Genomic DNA, 19,764 nt, shown 5'->3' with positions numbered 1-19,764 from the left:
AAGATAAATCAGACATCAAGCGATGGCGACAGGTTGTCCCGTTATAGGATGACGGAGCAGCTGCATATCCACATTAAAGATACTGCGCAGTATGTTGGGCTGCATGGTGCTTTTGATATCACCCTTGTGACAAACTCGGCCGTTTTTTAGGGCGATAATTCGATCCGCATACTGCGCGGCCAGATTAATATCATGCACAATAATAATCACACACAAGCCCTGCTCATCGACCAAACGACGAATAAGCTGAATCACTTCTAATTGATAATGCATATCCAGTGCTGCTAATGGTTCATCGAGCAATAGATAACGGGTGTCTTGCGCCAGACACATGGCAAGCCAAACTCGTGCTCGCTCACCGCCTGACAGCGTGGTAGTCGTACGGTCAGCGAACGCCTCTACTTGAGTAATACGCATCGCTTGTGCAACTTTATCCTTGTCAATTTGGTTGGGCTTTTGTAGCCATTTTTGGTGTGGATATCGTCCTAGCATGACCAGCTCGCGCACCGTAAATCCAGCCGCATCCGGCAATTGCTGCGGTAGATAGGCCATTTGCTTGGCCAGCTCCTTACTGCTGTAGTCGCTAATGTGGCGCTCATCTAAGCGGATACTGCCACCATTAATTGTCATCTCACCTGCCAACGCTTTAATCAAAGTGGATTTGCCTGAGCCGTTATGCCCCACTAAGGCGACCAGCTCATTGGTATCCATCTCACAGCTCACATTGTCTAGTAACGTGTTGCCTTGGCGGCTGATGGTCAGTTGATCTGCACATAACATATAGTTACCCGTCGTTCATTAAAGTCGTGATATTTGTCTAAAAAAGCCAATAAAAATTGATTTTACTCGTAAATGATAATAAAAACAATTATCATTAACTTAATATATTTTTTATCTTCCTCCACTATTGTTCGTGAGTATATAAATGACCCATTCTACCTCCTCTGCTAATCCCACTTCTTATGCCCAAGCAAACGCCTATACCCCCTTAAACTTTCCTGAACTTGCCAGCGCCATCACTCACATCAATGAAGAGCATTACGATGAATTGCTCGGGTTTTTGACCGCTTTTACTTCTCTGTCGTCAGAAGACATGGATGAGGCAAGCGTACAGCTGGTTGATATCTATGCCGAGGCAATCGCTTTACAAATACAATATAAAGGCACAAAAAAAACGTCTGCTCAGGCACACAACCCGACATTTTTTATAGCCTTTACAGCGCCCATCACCCAGTTTAGTGACTTAAATACGCAATATATTTTGCTCAAACAACAAGCGGATAAAAAACTCGGCAAAAAAACCATCAAACTGACCAAACAGACTTTTTTAGTACAGGACAGCTATAAGGTCAGTCCAAATATGCTGCGTCTTGAATTGACGGGGTCTACGTTGGATGTCTCCAACAAAAACTCTGTCCCTGTTGATGAAGCAGGTTATGCGTACTTGTTTGATTTGGCGCATAATGCCAGCGCTTCACAAAACGTTGACGATAAGGCCTCGCCTACGCGTGCTCATTGCTATTACACATTAAGAAAAGCATGGCAGACGTCAGATGGCGTACGCGCATGGGTTGATGTTTTTTTGCATGGGGATACGCCCGGTGGTCATTGGGCACGCTCATTACAAGTAGGCGATACCGTCATGAGTAAACGTGAGTTCCCTGAAAAAACGGCCCATTTGCAGGATGGACAAACGTTACTGATTGCTGATGAAACCTCGATGCCCACCGTGGCACGCTTACTGGAGCTTTGGGACAATCCTCTACCGCCTTTGGTGCTTTGTGTTACCCAAGAGCTAGCCGATCAAGCGTACTTTGATGCAGTTAAAATAGGCACTGATAAAAAAAACGGTGACAAGACCAGACAAAGTGCTGAGTGTCAGATAGACAACAGCTTTATGCTGTTGTCTTTGGTGACAGGTAAGGTCAACTCAGGAAAAGAGTTGGCTGCCTTAATTGACCACACATTGGCCAACTATCTGACTAACCACCCCATACAAATTGATACAGTTTGGGGCGCTTTAGAGGCGGGTACAGCAAAAGCACTTCGAGGGCTGATTCAACAAAGGCTAGGATTAGAGCGTAGTGATTCCGTTATTAAGGTGTATTGGCGCAAAGACTGAGGCTACTTATGAGCCTGTCTGATACCTGCTTACACACAACTGACTTCCAAGGTTTGACTAAGTGACGCAAGGTTATAGTTTGCAAACTCACCATACAAATTGACCACATCGCCCATAATCAGCAGTGCTGGTGTGGGCAGGCTGGCGGATGCTTGCTGCTCGGCGATATCCTTTAACGTGCCGATGAGTACTTGCTGCGTGGGTAGGCTTGCATGACTGATGATCGCAAACGGCGTCGCACCGTCTCGCCCTGCCTCTATCAACCCTTTTGTCATCTCATCCAAACGATGCAATCCCATATAAAAAACGACTGTCTGAGTGCTGTCCAGTAATTCACTATAGTCCTCATTGGGTGCGCCCAGTTTTTTACAAGCTGTGACAAACTGCACCGATTGGGCGTGATCGCGGTGTGTCAATGGGATACCCGCGCGACTCGCCGCGGCGCTGGCTGCGGTGATACCAGGAATAGATTCAAAACAAATGCCATGCCGTACTACCTCTTGGATCTCTTCACCGCCCCGTCCAAAAATAAAAGGGTCACCGCCTTTTAGTCTAACCACTGTTTTATTAGCAAGGGCGTGCTTGACGAGAAGCTCATTGATTCCCGCTTGTGGTAGCGCATGATTGGCACGACGTTTACCGACGAATATCTTTTCGGCAGTCAGCGCACACATGTCCAAAATATCTTCAGAGACCAAACTGTCGTACAGCACCACATCTGCGCGCTGCATCACCCTCAGTGCTTTTAGCGTCAACAATTCAGGGTCACCAGATCCTGCGCCTACCAGATAGACCGCGCCTTGTTTCTGACTCAATTGGGTATCTTGCACCCCGCTCTCCATGCACTTTTGACTCGTTAAACCGTAGGGTGCGCTGTTTGCAATAAAGGCTGGTGAATTGGGCATGATGGTCGCTCCTGATGACAGTATAAGTACAGTAAAGTAGCGCACTAAAAATAAGGCGATTTAATAAACTTCTGCTCAGGCTCAGCCAATTTTTAGTTGCACATCATCCGTTGCAAGTGACATGCCAGCAAGCCATTAAGCTGACTCTAATTGAGCATGTTTTATGATTAAGTCATTAATCTGACCGACACAAGAGCCACAATTGGTGCCCGCTCGGCACTGCTCCCCAACAGCTGCCGCACTGGTACAGCCCTGCTTAGCGATCGCCTCAATAATACGGTTTTCGCCAACGGACATGCACGAACAGACGAGTGGCCCAGGATCGACATAGCCACTGGCAGGACGGCCAGCCAGTAACCATTTATAACGCTGATTGACAGGCATTTGATTGGCATCGGCAAAGCAGCTATCGAGCCATTGGATACTGGGTAAGGCCTTGGGCGTTGGTGCAAGATAAACGGCCATGATGAGTTTCTCATTAGACCCCTCACCCTCTGTTGCGATACTGTCTGTATGATCAGTGCTGGCTGACGCGCTGCTGTTTACCGCTGCACGAATGGACTGGGTCATAATGAAGCGCAATTGATCACGCTGTTTATTAATGGTGAACGCCGTATTGGTCGTGTGCGTTTGTGATGCCAACTGCCCTGAATACTGTATCGCTTCTGCAAATTGCTGCCAAAAATCAGAAGTGTTTAAAGTATGACTCACACTGATATTTGGGCTGGCAAAGTGAATCAGTACGCTGTTCATTTGCCGGCTTAAGTTCCAAGTAAGGGCGGGCAGTTGGTTTGCCAAAGCAGCATTTGTCCCTGTGTGACTCTTTTTTTCGAATACATCTTCTTGTACCCTCTTTTTCTCAAAATTGTCCAAGATCGTACGCAATTGCACTATAACGGTGTCTTGCCAGTCAGGATGCACCAAAATCTTACCAAACGTGTGCATGGGCACTGCGGTAAGACGGATGGCTGAATTTTTAAGCTCGGGCTGTCCTGAGTGCGGATCAACGACCGTTGGAATAAGCGTACCCATACGGGCAAAGCTGGCAAAAGCATTGCTCCAGTGCATCGACATAAATGCATCACCAACTCGCATCACATCGCTCATTGCCACTTGTACCAGCACCTGACTTGCCTCTTGCTCAGCTATCACACCTTCTTCATACTGACGATGCAGTTGTACAAAATCATCAGTTTCCACACCAAGCTGCGCGGCATCATCAGGATGTAGCGTCAGCACTGGCTTTGACTGGTGTTGATTTAACTGCGGGGCGAGGCCCGTTCGAGTCATGGTATGCCATTGATCGCGCAATCTACCTGTGATGAGACGCAAATCAAGGGTTGGCGCATTCAGTTTTGACGATATATTGTTGTATCGCCGTTTGTGTCTTTGCTTGTGTCGGTGCCGATTGGGCACACTGGCATTATCAGCAGGCGTGATGGCTATCAGCTGTGCTTTGATGCAAGAGGCCGTCTGAATAGTCATATCACCTAATAAATCATCTGACCGCTCATTTGCCGCCTCAGTCATTGAAATACGCGCGCCGCCCCACTGAAATGGCCGCATCATGTCGTAGTCTTCATTGCTAAGCGCGTTTGGCATGCGCCGATGGTGGATAGAGTGATTGCTATGCGTTGCCTCTGCCATCAAAACAGACAGGTCTTTGGCAAGATTGAGATAACGCGGCTGGTTTTTGGTTGAGACAGTTTGATTTTTATCATTGCCATAGGCTGTCAATGCCACGTGCTCATTGAATATCTCGCTGGGGTGCTGGTAATCAAACCCTGAAAACCCCATACGCTTGGCGACTTGCGACAGTATCCACCAGTCAGGCTTTGCCATACCTGTCGCAGGCAGTAAAGATCGCTGACGCGAGATGCGCCGTTCAGAATTGGTCACCGTGCCTGATTTTTCGCCCCAACCTTGGGCCGGCAGGACAATATCAGCACATTTTACCGTATCACTGTCTACTGAGCAGTCCGACACGATTACCAAGTCGCATTCAGCCAGCGCTTGGCGAAATCTGTCCGCCTCTGGCAAACTCACCACAGGATTGGTTGCCATAATCCAAATGGCCTTGATGCGCCCATCCAAAATTGCATCGGCAGCATCGCAAGCTTTGACACCAACATTTGCAGCGATAGACTGAGGGGACGCCCAAAAATCCACCACCAGCTGACGATGCTCCCTATTGTCTAAGTCCAAATGGGCCGCCAATAAATTGGCAAGCGCGCCAACTTCTCGCCCACCCATCGCATTGGGCTGACCAGTCAATGAAAATGGGCTCGCCCCTACTTGACCCACGCGCCCCGTAAATAGGTGGGTGTTGATAATGGTATTGACCTTGTCTGTGCCACTTTTGGATTGATTCACCCCCATACTAAATGCAGTCACGGTCTTGTCATTGGCAGCAATCCACTCATAAAACTGACGGACACTATCGGGTGACACTTGACAGGCGCTCGCCACCTTGTCAATCGTCCACATTTTGGCTGCATACAAAGCCTCATCAACACCCACACATTGCCTAGTATATTGCTTGTCTTGGCAACCGTGCTGCTCAAGATAACGCAATAAACCATTATATAAATGCGTGTCAGTACCAGCCGCAATGGGCAAATGCAAATCGGCAAACTCACAAGCGTCCGTACGCCGCGGATCAATCACGATCAGTTTTTTATTTGGGTTCAATTTTTTGGCCGTCAAGAAACGCCCAAACAGGATGGGGTGACACCATGCCATGTTTGAGCCAACCAGTACCAATAAGTCACAGGTTTCAAAATCCTCATAATTACCCGGCACCAGATCTGCACCAAACGCGCGCTTATGTCCCGCTACCGCTGATGACATACACAGCCGAGAATTGGAGTCGATATTATTGTTACCGATAAAGCCTTTGATGAATTTATTGGCAACATAATAGTCTTCAGTCAATAGCTGGCCTGAGACATAAAACATAATACTGTCGCGCCCATACTTATCGATCGTATCATTTAAACGCTTAGCAATATCCCCTAACACAGTGTCCCAATCGGTGTTCTCAATAAGTGGCTGCCTATCAGACGTTTTGATAGGATTCAAGTGAGAAGCGATATTCAATGGCAGAGGCTGCTGTTGCTGCATGGATGCCCGCTTGTTTTGATAGTAAGGCTGAATCAATCGGCGCTCGGTGCCAAGCGTCTGGACAAGCGCGCTGCCTTTTGAGCATAATTTGCCAAAGTTAGCAGGATGCTCGGGGTCTCCTTTGACACTGATTACTCCCCTATCATTAACACTCGCTAGGACACCGCAACCGACGCCGCAATAAGGACAAGTGGTACGTATCATTTTGCTCGCGCCATCAGCTGGGGTCAGCGATGATGCTTCATGGACATCTTCAGCAGTGCTGATGGTATGAGTCGCTATCGTCTGGCTCATCGCTGTTTTAGCGGGGTGAGCCAAATGACTTGACGCAGCCGTTTGCTTGGTATGACTGGCATCTGTGATTGTATTGGTCGCTGAGATTTTATGAATAGCCATGTCACTCATGACGCCTCCTCCACTAATTCAGTCATGTCTACGTCGTCACTTGTGCTATCAGTGCTGACATTGCTCATAGCCAGTACGTCTAAATCACAATAAGCGCTACCAAAGATTAAATGATCTTTTATGCCCGATACATCGACGTTATCCGTAATAAGCTGACTGTAGAAACTGCCATCATTGACATCACCATAGAGTACGGCGCCAACGAGCCGATTATTTTTCAGGTAGAGACAGTGATAATGGTTTAAGGTAGGCTGGCGATAGACGAGAGTTTCAATGGTCTCAGCGTCGCCATTGTCGAAGGCAATTTGACCGGCCGAATAGGCTGCCACGCCAGATACTTTTAATTTTAATGACAAGGGTTTGCTGACGAAGGGTTTCCAGTGCTTTTGTAAGGATTTGGTATTATCTGCTGCTATGACGGGGCTTGATATTACCGCTTCTTTTAAGACCGTGACGAGCGTATCAACTTGCTGATTTACTGGGGCGATCATGCCGAACAGCTCCCCATCTAGCTCGACACACTCGCCAATCGCATACACATGAGGACAGCTGGTGTGCATGCAGTTATCAACGACAATACCGCGATTGACATCAAGCCCGCTGTCTTTGGCCAAGGAGGTATTGGGTATCACGCCCACTGCCATCACGATAAAATCAGCCGGTAAGGTACGGCCAGACTCTAAGACCAACCCGCACACCTCGTCTCTATCATTGATGGCGATGGCTTCTGTCTTTGCAGATACCTCAAGACCAACACCGCGGCGGCTTAACTCAGCTTGTAAAAGCTGGGCGGCTGGCAAATCCAGCTGGCGATTGAGCACATAGTCATCCACGTGAATGACGGTCATGCTTGCCCCTTGCATGGACATTGCACAGGCGGCTTCTAACCCAAGTACGCCGCCGCCAATCACCAGTCCTGTTTTGCCTTGACGAGCATACTCAGTCAAAGCTGTGACATCAGCCACGTCTCGAAACACATGAACGCCTTTTGCCGTATGATTGGGAAACGGTATCACTCGAGCCGTTGAACCAGTGGCAATGACCAGTTTGGCATAACGGAGCACTTGTCCATTGCCAAGCTCAATACACTGCTGCTCAGTATCAATCGTATCGACACTCAACCCAGCCAAGACAGTGATACCCAGCGCCTCGTAATCCGCTTTATCGTATAAATAGGTGTCCTCAAACGCCGCATCTCCTGAGAGTACAGGCGACAGCATAATGCGGTTGTAGCCCACCTGTGGTTCTTTACCAATCAGAGTAATGGGTAGTGGTATGTCAGGGCTTTTTAAATGCAGGTTGTCTAAGCGCTCATTTTTCGCTTGTATACTTTGCTGCTGTACCCGTGCAAGCTCAATGGCGAAACGGCTACCTGCCATACCCGCACCGATGATGATAACACCCTCGCTACCCATTTTATCGTGGCAACAGTTGGTTTTGTGAGCATCAGTGCTGTATTCGTCAGCGCTATATTTATCATTACCATATTTATCATTACTACATTCACAAGTATGGTCGGTTACAACTTGATGGATAGGTATGTCAGGGGAATCTGTATCAATCGCAGATTTGGCGGCATTTTTTGATGTATGGAGCAACATAAAACGAAGTTCCTTAGCAGCATAGTGCAGCGTTAAACAAGTGATGACACGTCTTTGAAAATGGGCAACCTATGACAGATGTACCCATAGCAACAAGACAATGATGACAGTCTGTACGAAGCAAATGCCATGCCACACCAGTAAAGGATTGCGTTTAATAAGTGGCTCAGGATCGCGGCTGCGTGCGCGGTTATCAGGGTTGAAATCTTGTAAAAACTCACCGATGGCTTGATAACGAACATTGGTATTGGGATGTAGCGCCCGTACAAGCGCTTGTTGGCTAACAGGCGGTATGTTTTGTTGTCGCAGTGGCTGCGTTGGCATGACTAAGGTCTGCTTCGGATTCATCAACTCTTGCGAACCAAAAGGCAGCTGTCCTGTCAATAGCTCATAACCAATCACAGCGATTGAGAACAGATCAGAGTGCACCCCTTTTGGTGCATCACTGTAGTACTCTGGTGCAGCGTAGTGCAGATCGCCATTGGGAGGACGTGTACTACCTTTTAAGATTGATGAGCTGGCAGAGCCAAAGTCAATCAGTTTCACCGCGCCTGATTTGGTCAACAGCACGTTTTCGGGCTTGATATCTTGGTGCAAGAGATAATTGCGGTGCATCACTCGCGCCGCCATACCTATTTTGGTCAGCAAATCATAGGTCTGCCAAACATCACATGGCGCATGTCGTTCAATGAAGTCACGTAAACTCTCGCCTTCGATATACTCAGTTAGGTGATATAGATAGGTGGTGCTGGCGGGTACTGGATAGTAACGCAGTAGCCCTGAGCCGCTCAGCCCAGAGCCCATTCCATGAACGTGGGCTTTGTTTGAATCCATCGCTTGCAAGCGATTGGGGTCAGCTTGATTATAAGCAGACTCGCCCGCGCGGCGGTGCTTTGACAAGCTCAGGCCAATTTTGCGCTCTTGTAAAAAATCACGCAAATAATGACCATCCGCTATGGTATCAAGGCTCGGCGACTTCAGCACAAAGTCATTACAGTCTTTATCTTGTACCCAATACACGTGACTGCGGGCAGTGCGCGCAATGATGCTCAGCACGGTAAAACCATCAATGCTACCCCCTATTTCTAAAGCTGGCGGCAGCTGATAGCGAGGAGTATCGTGGGTCGCGCTGGTATTATGCTCAAGATGAGAGCCATCACACTCAAAACGAGCGCCAGAATTCTCTGTTAAATTGGATGGTTTTGGCATCGCATTCATACTTAGCATGATCATACTTAAGTTGTCATGACTGCCTTCTGTAAAAGCGTGCTCGCACAAGGTTTGACTGGCATGAAATCCTGCTGGCAAGCTGTGCGTGGCCGACAGCGCCTGACACATGTTTGTCGCCGCTGTACACAGCTCAAACGCTAACTCAACCTCATCGATGTGCTCATAAATCCCATCCGTCATGATTGCCAAGCACTCGTTTTGATGCAGCGTAAACACCGACTGTTGTAGATCAAGCTGTCCATCTGCGCCGATAGCCGCCGACAGCGCCCCTTTGTCTTCCCCCCGATGAATGCGGTGGTCTGCACTAAGAACCGTCAGATTGTCTAATCCAACACGGTAAATACGAGAATCGCCTGTATGAAACAGATGGATACGATCACCAATGCACAACAACCCTGACAGCGTAGACAACAAAGGCGGCACCCGCTGGTACGCTTGCGGAAAATACAACATATCATTGGCTTTATTTACCGCCGTCCTAATGATGCTCGCAATGTAATCATCATCCAAAGGCGTGATTTGAGGTGGATCTCGTGACGGCTGTTGTACGTGCGGCAACTTTGATAGTGCTAACGTTATTTTTTCCGCGACCGTATTGACGACCAGCTGGCTTGCCTGTTTGGGAAACTGGCAAGCACTGACCCCATCTGCCATCAGCACCAACAGTGGTGCTGATGGTTTAGAAGCGTTGTCTTGATTTACGTCGTCAGACTCGGTCAACGCGGTACCCAAAAGATAACGCGGCAGGCAGGTCGTGATCAGGAGACTGTCTTGGTTTTCGGCTTTACGACCTTTCATCGTAAAAAAGTCAAGCCACCACAACGCAGAGTCTACGCTGTGGTGACTGGATTCACTAGCCCTACTCATTGCCACACTTGCAGCACTACTTGCCTGATCGACACTCATATGAGCACCTTGTTGACTGTTTTTTTGTATGTCTTTTTGAATGGTATTCAAAATCATCCTTATTTATTTTCTCGTGCTAGCTATGACTGACTTGAATCTCAGCAAATGACCCATCTGGCATCTCTTCAATAATGACCCCTTCAGGTTCTTTGAGTAAAAACAGCGCAAAGAAACCCACCACTGCCGTCGCAGCGATGACGAAGAAAAACACTTGATAAGACACCAGACTCAGTACCGTGAGATAGACCACCGAACCAACGTTACCGTACGCACCCGTCATACCAGCGAACTGCCCCGTCATACTACGCTTGATCAATGGAATCACCGCAAAGACCGCCCCTTCTCCTGCCTGCACAAAAAACGAGCAAAACATGGTGATTAACAACGCGAGCGCAAGTGGCCATGTTGAATCAAGAATGCCCATTAACAAATACCCAACAGCCAAACCTGCTGTCAAAATCAGCAAGGTGATTTTTCGACCAAACTTATCACTGAGCCAACCCCCACCAGGACGTGACATCAGATTCATAAAAGCATAACTCGACGCCAACACGCCCGCCATAACGATCGAGAGATTAAAGGTCTCTTGATAAAACAATGGCAACATCGATACGACAGCAAGCTCTGAACCAAAAGTTGCAAAGTACAGAATATTTAAAATACCGACCTGCTTAAAGTCATACCGATGCGCGTCAGGCACAGGCGTGGTAAAGACCTCTTTATTAAAGCGATAACTGCTGATGAACTCGTAGATATACAGGACAGCAAGACCAATATAAATCAGCGTGACACTAGACTGGCTGAGCAGGCTCACGCCCGCAGGTGATAGCTTCCATGCCAACAAAGCTAGTGCCAAATACATGGGTAATTTAAACACCATCATCAGCCAAAAGTCGCCCGATGAGGTCACCATCATAGCGCCCGACTTTTTGGGTTTAAAGTAAGTCGCACCCTTAGGCGTGTTTCGCGCCATCTTATAAAAAATCACACTATAAAGCGCCATCACCACACCTGACACGGCGGTGGCATAACGCCAGCCTTCATCGCCCCCAAAGATCGCTGCCGCTATAATCGCCACGGTGGGTAGTAGTAATGCCGCTGCGGCTGAACCAAAATTGCCCCAACCCCCATAAATCCCTTCCGCCGTGCCCAGCTCATTGGTTGGGAACCAATCACTCATCAAACGAATACCAACCACAAAACCTGCGCCAACAAACCCCAATAAAAAACGGGACAACGCCAAGGTGTTGTAATCTTGCGCGAACGCAAACGTAAAGCAAGGAATCGCACCGATAGCCAAAATCGCCGTATAGACAAGACGCGGGCCGAAACGATCGGTCAACATACCGATAATGACACGGGCTGGGATGGTCAACGCCACGTTCAATATCAGAAGCGTTTTGACTTGGTCTTTTGTGAGACTCAATGTCTCACCAATCGCGGATAAAAACGGAGCGTGGTTAAACCACACAAAAAAGGTCAGAAAAAACGCCATCCAACCTAAGTGAAGAATTTTATTTTTACCTGAAAAAGATAAGACGTTTAGCTTGTCTGGGGTAGAGGCAACAGGGGTCGATGATGACGATGACATAGGCAGCGGCTTCCTTAAATGGTTAACTTCTCGGTTATTGCAAAGCGTCAAATGTTCAAAAAAAATCCATTAAGACAGTTAAGGCGGTGCAATGGCTATGCCAGTTGTGGTAATAAATTGCGTTTTTAAAATGAGCAAGGGTTTTAAGGCAGAGCTACAACGCCTGCTTGCTAAGCTTTTACGACGCTTTTACCACGGCACTAAAACTTTATGACCCTTTTTATAAGAACCAAAAAAAGAGGAGAAAAACAAAAGCAGTGTTTTGACCTACCCACAACGAGAGAACCCAAATTGGGGCAACGTAATCTCTATGTTGGTGCATTTGTATCTTATGGAGGCATTGATAGAAAACTTATAATCGACATTCTGATCAGCAACACAGACAGAGGCATCTTTTTTTCTTTTGCCTCTGTTAAATTTCTCAGAAACCTTAATAAGCATACTGTTTGCCCTTGTCTTTTACTCAACCGCTTATAACGGCGTGCCTCAAGAAATACACAAGAATAAAGTTGCTTGGCACAATTATTGAATGCTCTGTATGAGTAGGCATCTAAATGTCATTTATCAGCTATATAGAGGACAGACGCATGAGTAGCACTACAATAGGCACAAAAAACACAAACACAGAAAGTAAAGGCAACTTAGTCGTGATTGGCAACGGCATGGTCGGTCATCATTTTGTTGAGAGAGCCATTGAGCAAGGCTTGCATGAACAATTTGAGATTCATGTATTTGCAGAAGAGGACCGCCCTGCTTATGACCGTGTGTATTTGTCCAGTTATTTTGAGCACAAAGATGCCAGCAAGCTGAACCTAGTCGATTTAACCACTTATGATTCATCAAAAATACAACTGCATTTAAACCAGCGAGTTGTGGAGATCGACTCGATCAATCAATCTATAACCACGCAAGCTGGCGAGAAAATTGAGTACAGTGAGCTGGTACTAGCAACAGGATCGTATCCTTTTGTACCACCGATTCCCGGTCGTGAGCATCCGCACTGTCATGTGTATCGTACAATTGCAGATTTGGACGAGATTTTGGCCATTGCTGAATTACCCAAAGTCAAAAAAGGCGTGGTGGTTGGTGGCGGACTACTCGGACTAGAAGCGGCAAAAGCGCTGGTTACCCTTGGCCTTGATACGTATGTGGTCGAGTTTGCCCCGCAGTTGATGGGGGTTCAGCTTGATGCGGCAGGTGGCGAGATTTTAAAGCGTAAAATCGAGGCGCTGGGCGTCACAGTCCTAACAGGCAAAAACACCCAAGACATTGTTTCTAATACAGATAGTGCAGACAGTGATGCCAATTATCTCACCATGCAATTTACCGATGGCAGCTCATTAGATACCGATATGATTGTGTTTAGTGCGGGTATCAGGCCGCAAGATGGCATAATAAAAAACAACCCTGAATGCGGGATTACCATGGGAGCACGAGGTGGTATTTTGATCGATGAGCAATGTCGCACCAATGCCGAGCATGTCTATGCCATTGGCGAATGCGCGGTGTGGAACAATCAAGTCTTTGGCCTCGTGGCACCCGGTTATAGCATGGCGAGCATTTGTGCTGCCCAAATTGCCGGCAATCAGGAACAAAGATTTACGGGCGCTGATATGAGCACCAAATTAAAACTGATGGGCGTTGATGTCGGTAGTATTGGCGACGCGCATGGTGCTGCTGACAACAGTCTAAGCTACCTGTACCAAAACCCTGCCGAAGGTATTTATAAGAAGCTTGTCACCACAGCGAACAATAAACGTTTGCTTGGTGCCGTGTTGGTCGGTGATACCGAAGATTATAATAACTTGCTGCAGTTGTATCTCAATGACATTGATCTGCCAGCGCATCCCGAAAGCCTGATACTACCCAACGTCGAAAAACCTATGATGGGCATCGACAATTTACCCGATACCGCCACGATTTGCTCTTGTTACAACGTATCGAAGGGGGCGATTTGCTCCGCAGTCGCAAACGGCGCGTACTCGATTTCTGACATCAAAACCGTAACGAGTGCCGGCACAGGCTGCGGCGGTTGTGCGCCAATGGTAAAAGACACCGTGAGTTACCAGCTAAAAACGCTTGGTTTTGAGGTCAATAACGACTTATGCGAGCATTTTGCTTATTCTCGTCAGGATTTATACAGCTTGATTCGCGTTCATGGTATCAAAACCTTTGATGAGCTGCTGACGGAGCATGGTCGCGGTCATGGTTGTGAGATTTGCAAACCGACCGTTGCCTCTATTTTGGCGTCGTGCTGGAATGATTATGTGCTCAAGCCTGAACTAACCCCGCTACAGGACAGCAACGATTACTATTTAGGAAACATCCAAAAAGACGGCACTTATTCAGTCGTGCCGCGCGTGCCGGGTGGTGAAATCACTGCCGATAAGCTCATCGTGCTGGGGCAAGTCGCAAAAGAGTTCAATCTATACACCAAAATCACAGGCGGACAACGTGTGGACTTATTTGGTGCACGTATGGAGCAGCTGCCTGATATCTGGACACAACTGGTGCAGGCAGGCTTTGAGACGGGGCACGCCTATGGTAAATCGCTACGCACCGTGAAGTCTTGCATCGGTAACAACTGGTGCCGATATGGCGTCGATGACAGCATTGGTCTGGCGTTAAGATTAGAGGATCGCTATAAAGGCGTGCGTTCACCGCACAAGATTAAGATGGGGGTGTCAGGTTGTATGAGAGAGTGTGCTGAAGCACAAAGCAAAGACTTTGGCATGATTGCGACCGAAAACGGCTGGAATTTATTCGTCTGCGGTAATGGCGGTATCACGCCGCGCCACGCCGAGCTGTTCGCAACCGACCTCGATACCGAAACCCTAGTCAGATATATCGACCGCATCATTATGTTTTATATCAAAACAGCCGACAAGCTCCAGCGCACTTCAAAATGGCGCGAAAGCTTAGAGGGCGGGCTTGAGTACTTACAAGCAGTTATCATTGAAGACAGTTTAGGGATTGCAGAAGAGCTTGAAGCACAGATGGAGTTGCTCATCGAAAATTACGTCTGTGAGTGGGCTGAAACGATTAACGATACCGAAAAGCTCAAACGCTTTCGTCACTTTGTGAACAGTGAGCAAGGCGATGACAACGTCGTGTTTGTGACCGAACGCGATCAAATCCGCCCCGCCACGGATGCTGAAAAATCGGCCATTCAAGTGGTGGAGTTGGCTTAATTAGAGACCAGCAGAACACTTTATTAACGCGACCATACTCAAGGATAACGCTCCATGAAACAGCACACTATTTGCCGCCTGAACGACATCATCCCTGACACGGGCGTTTGCGCACTGATAGAGGGCAAACAAATTGCCATCTTTCGCACCAAAAAAAACGACCTCTTCGCCCTTGATAATTATGATCCATTCAGTCAAGCCAACGTGCTGTCTCGCGGTTTGATTGGTGGCACAATGATTGTGAATGAGACGGGCACAGACGAAGAGGTGCTTTATGTCGCCTCGCCTATTTATAAACAGCGCTTTAACCTTGCCACAGGACAGTGCTTAGACGATGGAAATGTAACACTGGCTGCTTATCACGTGGCGTTAAACAACGATACTGTCATGCTGCAAAACTTTTAAAAAACTTGGGCGCGCCCTCATTGAAGACACGCCCTAGTTGTTTGAGATAAAGACTTTATTGATGTAAAAATCTCTTACACTGCTTTAACTGGCTCATGACGTTTTACCCGACTAATCGTTAGTCCTGTAAAACCAAACAGTATCGTCAGTAGTAACGACAAATAACAGAAGAACGCGTAAGGCAAATAGTCAAGCACAGGCACGCCTAACGCTTGGCTGATAAACACACCGCAGACACTCCAAGGCACGAGTGGATTGATGACTGTACCTGCATCCTCAATGGTACGAGACAGGTTTTTGGGGTGTAGATTTAAGCGCTCGAAGGTGGGACGAAAAGCAGTACCAGACAACAAGATACTCAAATACTGCTCGCCAATCAGCACGTTGATACTGAGTGCTGACATGGCAGCGGCAAATATGGCACGTCCTGACGTGGTTAATGTGTGTTTTATACCTGATAATAGGGCTGGCAAAATACCTAATGCGGTCAAAAGCCCACCAAGACTTAACGCCAGTATCACAATCGCTTGAGTAAAGAACATACTTTGTACACCGCCGCGCGACAGCATACCCCCAACCTCTCCAAGCTCTAATGAAGCGGCGGGCGCATAGCCTGCAAATAGATAGCCACCCAATTGCCCAAAGCTTGGCGAGCTATGCAAGTAAGTAATGATAAGAGCGGCCGCGATGGTACAAATAATCGTGTAGATGGCATTGACGCGAAAAACCGCTAACCCAACCAGTACCACAAAGGGCAACACCGCATATCCGTGCACCAAACCACTTTCAATCAGCTGACCTTGCAATACGGTCACTTGACTGAGATCAGAACCTGCCGTCTGCCCTGAAAAAAACCAAAAAATAATGACTGTCAATATCCACGCTGGTACGGTGGTGTACATCATATTACGAATATGCTCAAACAAATCGATGCCCACCACAGAGGAGGCTATCGTACAAGTATCAGATAATGGCGACATCTTGTCCCCAAAAAACGCACCTGAGACGACCGCACCAGCTGCAATCGCAACATTGGCATCAAAGGCGTTACTCATACCAATAAACGCCACGCCTAACGTTGCCGCTGTCGTCAAACTACTGCCCAAAGCAATACCGATAATAGACGTTAATACAAAAGCGGAAATATAATAATATTCAGGGGATATCAACTGAAAGCCGAAATACATCAGCGTTGGAATGGCACCTGACATCATCAAGGCGGCGACCATCAGACCGATGAAGAAGAATAAATATATCGCACCAATACCCCGCATAACCCCTGATGCCATTTGCAGTTGCATTTCATCAAAGCTCAAGCCTTTAAACAGACCAATAGCCAGTAGAACGCAGATAGCGAGTATGAGCGATAAATGAGGCACCCAGCCAAAACCAATCATGGTAACGCCCATAATGGCAATGACAATGGCAGAAATCATAAATGCCAGTTGAGGTGAAATTTGGGTTAATATTTTTGGAGGCATCACACATCCTTAGAGCGCCAGCGTAATCTGGCGTTAGATTGAATTTAAATATTGAATTTAAGTGGAGGCAAGTTTAATGAGTTTGTTTGGCGATTACCAATCGGATTATTGATCAAATAAGCCATCGGTCTTAGCCGCCATGACAAAGTCATTACGGTGCAAACCTTTAATACTGTGCGACCACCACGTTACGGTCGCTTTGCCCCACTCGACTAGGATGCCTGGGTGATGCCCTTCTGCTTCGGCTATTTCTGCCAGTTGATTGGCAAATGCCATCGCCTTAACGAAGTTTTTAAATTTATATTGTCGTTGTAACTGTTTGATGCCATCGACTTCAATCAATGACCAATCTGGTATTTGTTGTAACAGCACGCGTGCCTCAGTCTCATCGACTGTCGGTGCGCCAATACGGCACGCTTCGCAGCTGCCTTGTGATAACTCAGTCATCATAATATCCTTATTTTAACGATTGTTTTTTTAATACACATATACCTGTGTCGATGTCGGTTTACCCTTCTCTAAATATTTAACACGCCAAAACTATTTTTTAGGCCACTAACTGGTTTTAACTGAATATGTAGGCTGGAACAATCCGAGTGTGCGGGCTTGCTTGATTACGCCCATGATGTCACTATCGACGATGTCAAATAGCGTATCTAAATCGTCGATGATGTAGTAAATTGGCTGAATTTGATCGATACGATACGGCGTACGTAATACATCCAATAAATCAAAGGCTCGATACTCTGGGCCGTTTTTTGGCTCATCACTCAGCGCGTAGATCGTCTCAGAAGGTGAGCTTAGAATGCCGCCGCCATAGATTCTGCGATCTTCACGGCGGCGCCCAACCAAACCAAACTCAATGGTAAACCAATAGAGCCGTGCCAAAAACCACCTTTCTTCTTTAGTCGCATTAAGACCAAGCTTGCCATAAGTCTCATTAAACGTTGCAAACGCAGGATGGGTCAGCAGCGGGCAATGTCCGACGATTTCATGAAAAATGTCAGGCTCTTCGATATAATCCATGTCTTCAAATCGACGGATAAAAGTCGCCACAGGAAATCGCTTATCAGCCAGCAGTTTAAAGAATTTGCCAAAGCTGATTAATGCAGGAACAGCCGCTGTCCTCCAGCCTGTGGTCGCTTGTAGTACTTCATCAATGTCACTTAGCTGCGGTATGTGCGTGGTGGGGAGATTTAACTTCGTTAAACCTTCTATGTAGGCTGAGCAAGCACGATTGGGGATTTGATCGGCTTGACGCGCAAGCAGTGCTTGCCACATGGCATTGTCATCATCACGGTAATGAATATAACCATGGCTATCTGGTTGATGTGAGATGTAAGGTGGCTTTTTATGAGTGGCGTCGTCATGAGTAGACGCATCAGTGCCTATAGCCTCGACTTTAGAGATGAGTGTGTCATTCACACTGACTGTGTTGTGAGCAGTGGTATGTTGTTGGCGTTCCATGCCTATACTCCTTTTATTGCGATCAATCTTTTACTTTGCGATTAGTAAGTTTTTGATATGAGTAACGTTACGACCAGCGACCTACATATCAATCACTGACTTATCACTCACTTATTTCAGTTACCTTATTGGTAAGTAAAAGGTTGATAGGGACAAGACAAACTCCTTTTGCCCTGCCCATTTATCATGTTTAAAAGATTTACTGAGTTAAAGCCTGACTGAAAACTACGGCGTTTCCGTTTCTTGTTGACCAACCGTGCCGCGGCGTACTTGATCGCGCTCGATGGATTCAAACAGCGCTTTGAAATTACCTTCACCAAAGCCTTCTTCGTAATCGCCTTTACGTTGGATAAATTCGAAAAACACGGGGCTACCCAAGATGGTTTCAGAGAAAATCTGTAGCAATAGACGTGGTGTGCCGCTTTCAGTCGTACCATCTAGCAAGATACCGCGCATTTGTAACTCAGAAACATTCTCGCCGTGGCCTGGTAGGCGCTCATCAAGCATCTGATAGTAACTATCATTTGGCGCCGTCATCAGCGGAATACCAGCGGCTTTTAACTTATCGATACTAGCAAACAAATCATCACAGGCTAAGGCAATATGCTGGATACCTTCACCATTGAAATGCATTAAATACTCTTCGATTTGGCCACCGCCCTGCTTTGACTCTTCGTTCAATGGTATACGGATTTTGCCATCAGGCGCGGTCATGGCTTTACTGGTCAGACCTGTGTATTCGCCTTTGATATCGAAATAGCGGATTTCACGGAAATTAAAAATACGCTCATAAAAGTTTGCCCAATAAGCCATGCGACCACGGTACACATTGTGGGTTAAATGATCGATAACCTTAAAGCCATGCCCAATCGGGTTTCTATCAATATCAGCAAAAAACTCAAAGTCGACGTCATAGATAGACTCACCATCTTTATAACGGTCAATTAAGTAGATCAGCGAGCCGCCGATGCCTTTGATAGCAGGTAGTCTCAGCTCCATCACGCCTGTTGGCACGTCTACTGGCTGAGCGCCCATCTCAATGGCACGCTCGTAGGCTTTTTGAGAATCTTGTACGCGAAACCCCATACTACAAGCACCCGCACCGTGCTCTTCAACGAAGTAGCTGGCTTGACTTTTTGGCTCACGGTTTAGGATAAGATTGATGTCACCTTGACGGTACAAAGCGACGTCTTTTGAACGATGGTTGGCCACATGCACAAAGCCAAGCTGTTTAAATAACGCGTCGACCGCGTCGGGTTTAGGGGAGGCGAATTCAACAAAATCAAACCCATTTAGGCCCATTGGGTTGTCAAATAAATCTGCCATTGTCATCATCC

13 protein-coding genes are annotated in these 19,764 nt (G+C 47.1%); 3 read left to right on the top strand and 10 right to left on the bottom strand.

The window, feature by feature from the left end:
• Nucleotides 1–15: 15 nt before the first annotated feature.
• Nucleotides 16–780 carry an ABC transporter ATP-binding protein gene (locus JFC06_RS00350; protein ID WP_198333539.1) on the bottom strand — a complete coding sequence of 255 codons (765 nt, stop codon included), beginning with the start codon at nt 778–780 and terminating at the stop codon, nt 16–18.
• Between the two features lie 145 nt (nt 781–925).
• On the opposite strand from JFC06_RS00350, the gene JFC06_RS00345 reads away from it, so the two are divergent.
• On the top strand, nt 926–2,122 hold the full coding sequence (locus JFC06_RS00345; protein ID WP_198333538.1) for a siderophore-interacting protein: 1,197 nt from the start codon (nt 926–928) through the stop codon (nt 2,120–2,122).
• Nucleotides 2,123–2,151: 29 nt separating this feature from the next.
• On the opposite strand, the gene cobA is transcribed toward JFC06_RS00345, so the two are convergent.
• The 5 genes from cobA to JFC06_RS00320 all read right to left on the bottom strand — a co-directional run bounded on the left by cobA (nt 2,152) and on the right by JFC06_RS00320 (nt 11,883).
• On the bottom strand, nt 2,152–3,027 hold the full coding sequence (gene cobA, locus JFC06_RS00340; protein WP_198333537.1) for a uroporphyrinogen-III C-methyltransferase: 876 nt from the start codon (nt 3,025–3,027) through the stop codon (nt 2,152–2,154).
• Nucleotides 3,028–3,162: 135 nt separating this feature from the next.
• Nucleotides 3,163–6,555: a molybdopterin-dependent oxidoreductase gene (locus JFC06_RS00335; protein WP_406947928.1), complete on the bottom strand. Its 3,393-nt coding sequence runs from the start codon at nt 6,553–6,555 to the stop codon at nt 3,163–3,165.
• Nucleotides 6,552–8,156: an NAD(P)/FAD-dependent oxidoreductase gene (locus JFC06_RS00330; protein ID WP_227670184.1), complete on the bottom strand. Its 1,605-nt coding sequence runs from the start codon at nt 8,154–8,156 to the stop codon at nt 6,552–6,554. The genes JFC06_RS00335 and JFC06_RS00330 overlap by 4 nt, the downstream gene beginning before the upstream one ends.
• 69 nt (nt 8,157–8,225) lie before the next feature.
• A complete protein-coding gene (locus tag JFC06_RS00325) occupies nt 8,226–10,343 on the bottom strand; it encodes a protein kinase domain-containing protein (RefSeq protein WP_320158228.1) in 2,118 nt (705 codons plus the stop codon).
• A 25-nt stretch (nt 10,344–10,368) separates the two neighbouring features.
• The gene (locus JFC06_RS00320) at nt 10,369–11,883 is read right to left on the bottom strand and encodes a NarK family nitrate/nitrite MFS transporter (RefSeq protein ID WP_198333536.1); all 1,515 of its coding nucleotides are present in this window, start codon (nt 11,881–11,883) and stop codon (nt 10,369–10,371) included.
• Nucleotides 11,884–12,470: 587 nt separating this feature from the next.
• Between JFC06_RS00320 and nirB the strand changes: the two genes are divergently transcribed.
• Both nirB and nirD read left to right on the top strand, forming a co-directional pair.
• The gene (gene nirB, locus JFC06_RS00315; RefSeq protein WP_198333535.1) at nt 12,471–15,074 is read left to right on the top strand and encodes a nitrite reductase large subunit NirB; all 2,604 of its coding nucleotides are present in this window, start codon (nt 12,471–12,473) and stop codon (nt 15,072–15,074) included.
• A 54-nt stretch (nt 15,075–15,128) separates the two neighbouring features.
• Nucleotides 15,129–15,479 (top strand): nitrite reductase small subunit NirD, encoded by a 351-nt coding sequence (gene nirD / locus JFC06_RS00310; protein WP_198333534.1) that lies wholly within the window; start codon nt 15,129–15,131, stop codon nt 15,477–15,479.
• Nucleotides 15,480–15,553: 74 nt separating this feature from the next.
• On the opposite strand, the gene JFC06_RS00305 is transcribed toward nirD, so the two are convergent.
• From JFC06_RS00305 to hppD, 4 genes are all read right to left on the bottom strand, one after another.
• Nucleotides 15,554–16,960, bottom strand: a complete 1,407-nt coding sequence (locus tag JFC06_RS00305) for a Na+/H+ antiporter NhaC family protein (protein ID WP_198333533.1) — start codon at nt 16,958–16,960, stop codon at nt 15,554–15,556.
• 105 nt (nt 16,961–17,065) lie between these two features.
• A complete protein-coding gene (locus JFC06_RS00300) occupies nt 17,066–17,407 on the bottom strand; it encodes a 4a-hydroxytetrahydrobiopterin dehydratase (protein WP_193006389.1) in 342 nt (113 codons plus the stop codon).
• A 108-nt stretch (nt 17,408–17,515) separates the two neighbouring features.
• On the bottom strand, nt 17,516–18,427 hold the full coding sequence (gene phhA, locus JFC06_RS00295; protein WP_198333532.1) for a phenylalanine 4-monooxygenase: 912 nt from the start codon (nt 18,425–18,427) through the stop codon (nt 17,516–17,518).
• A gap of 225 nt (nt 18,428–18,652) precedes the next feature.
• The gene (gene hppD / locus JFC06_RS00290; RefSeq protein WP_198333531.1) at nt 18,653–19,753 is read right to left on the bottom strand and encodes a 4-hydroxyphenylpyruvate dioxygenase; all 1,101 of its coding nucleotides are present in this window, start codon (nt 19,751–19,753) and stop codon (nt 18,653–18,655) included.
• Between the last annotated feature and the right edge of the window lie 11 nt (nt 19,754–19,764).

The sequence above is a fragment of the Psychrobacter namhaensis genome, from assembly GCF_016107545.1.
GTDB classification, from domain to species: domain Bacteria; phylum Pseudomonadota; class Gammaproteobacteria; order Pseudomonadales; family Moraxellaceae; genus Psychrobacter; species Psychrobacter namhaensis.
The sequence above is the reverse complement of the archived record's forward strand: the minus strand, read 5'-3'. Positions and strand labels throughout refer to the sequence as shown.

Bases quoted from the DNA above. Each gene is read 5' to 3' on its own strand.
- JFC06_RS00350 (WP_198333539.1), bottom strand. From the start codon at position 780: ATGTTATGTGCAGATCAACTGACCATCAGCCGCCAAGGCAACACGTTA.
- JFC06_RS00345 (WP_198333538.1), top strand. From the start codon at position 926: ATGACCCATTCTACCTCCTCTGCTAATCCCACTTCTTATGCCCAAGCA.
- cobA (WP_198333537.1), bottom strand. From the start codon at position 3,027: ATGCCCAATTCACCAGCCTTTATTGCAAACAGCGCACCCTACGGTTTA.
- JFC06_RS00335 (WP_406947928.1), bottom strand. From the start codon at position 6,555: ATGAGTGACATGGCTATTCATAAAATCTCAGCGACCAATACAATCACA.
- JFC06_RS00330 (WP_227670184.1), bottom strand. From the start codon at position 8,156: ATGTTGCTCCATACATCAAAAAATGCCGCCAAATCTGCGATTGATACA.
- JFC06_RS00320 (WP_198333536.1), bottom strand. From the start codon at position 11,883: ATGTCATCGTCATCATCGACCCCTGTTGCCTCTACCCCAGACAAGCTA.
- nirB (WP_198333535.1), top strand. From the start codon at position 12,471: ATGAGTAGCACTACAATAGGCACAAAAAACACAAACACAGAAAGTAAA.
- nirD (WP_198333534.1), top strand. From the start codon at position 15,129: ATGAAACAGCACACTATTTGCCGCCTGAACGACATCATCCCTGACACG.
- JFC06_RS00305 (WP_198333533.1), bottom strand. From the start codon at position 16,960: ATGCCTCCAAAAATATTAACCCAAATTTCACCTCAACTGGCATTTATG.
- JFC06_RS00300 (WP_193006389.1), bottom strand. From the start codon at position 17,407: ATGACTGAGTTATCACAAGGCAGCTGCGAAGCGTGCCGTATTGGCGCA.
- phhA (WP_198333532.1), bottom strand. From the start codon at position 18,427: ATGGAACGCCAACAACATACCACTGCTCACAACACAGTCAGTGTGAAT.
- hppD (WP_198333531.1), bottom strand. From the start codon at position 19,753: ATGGCAGATTTATTTGACAACCCAATGGGCCTAAATGGGTTTGATTTT.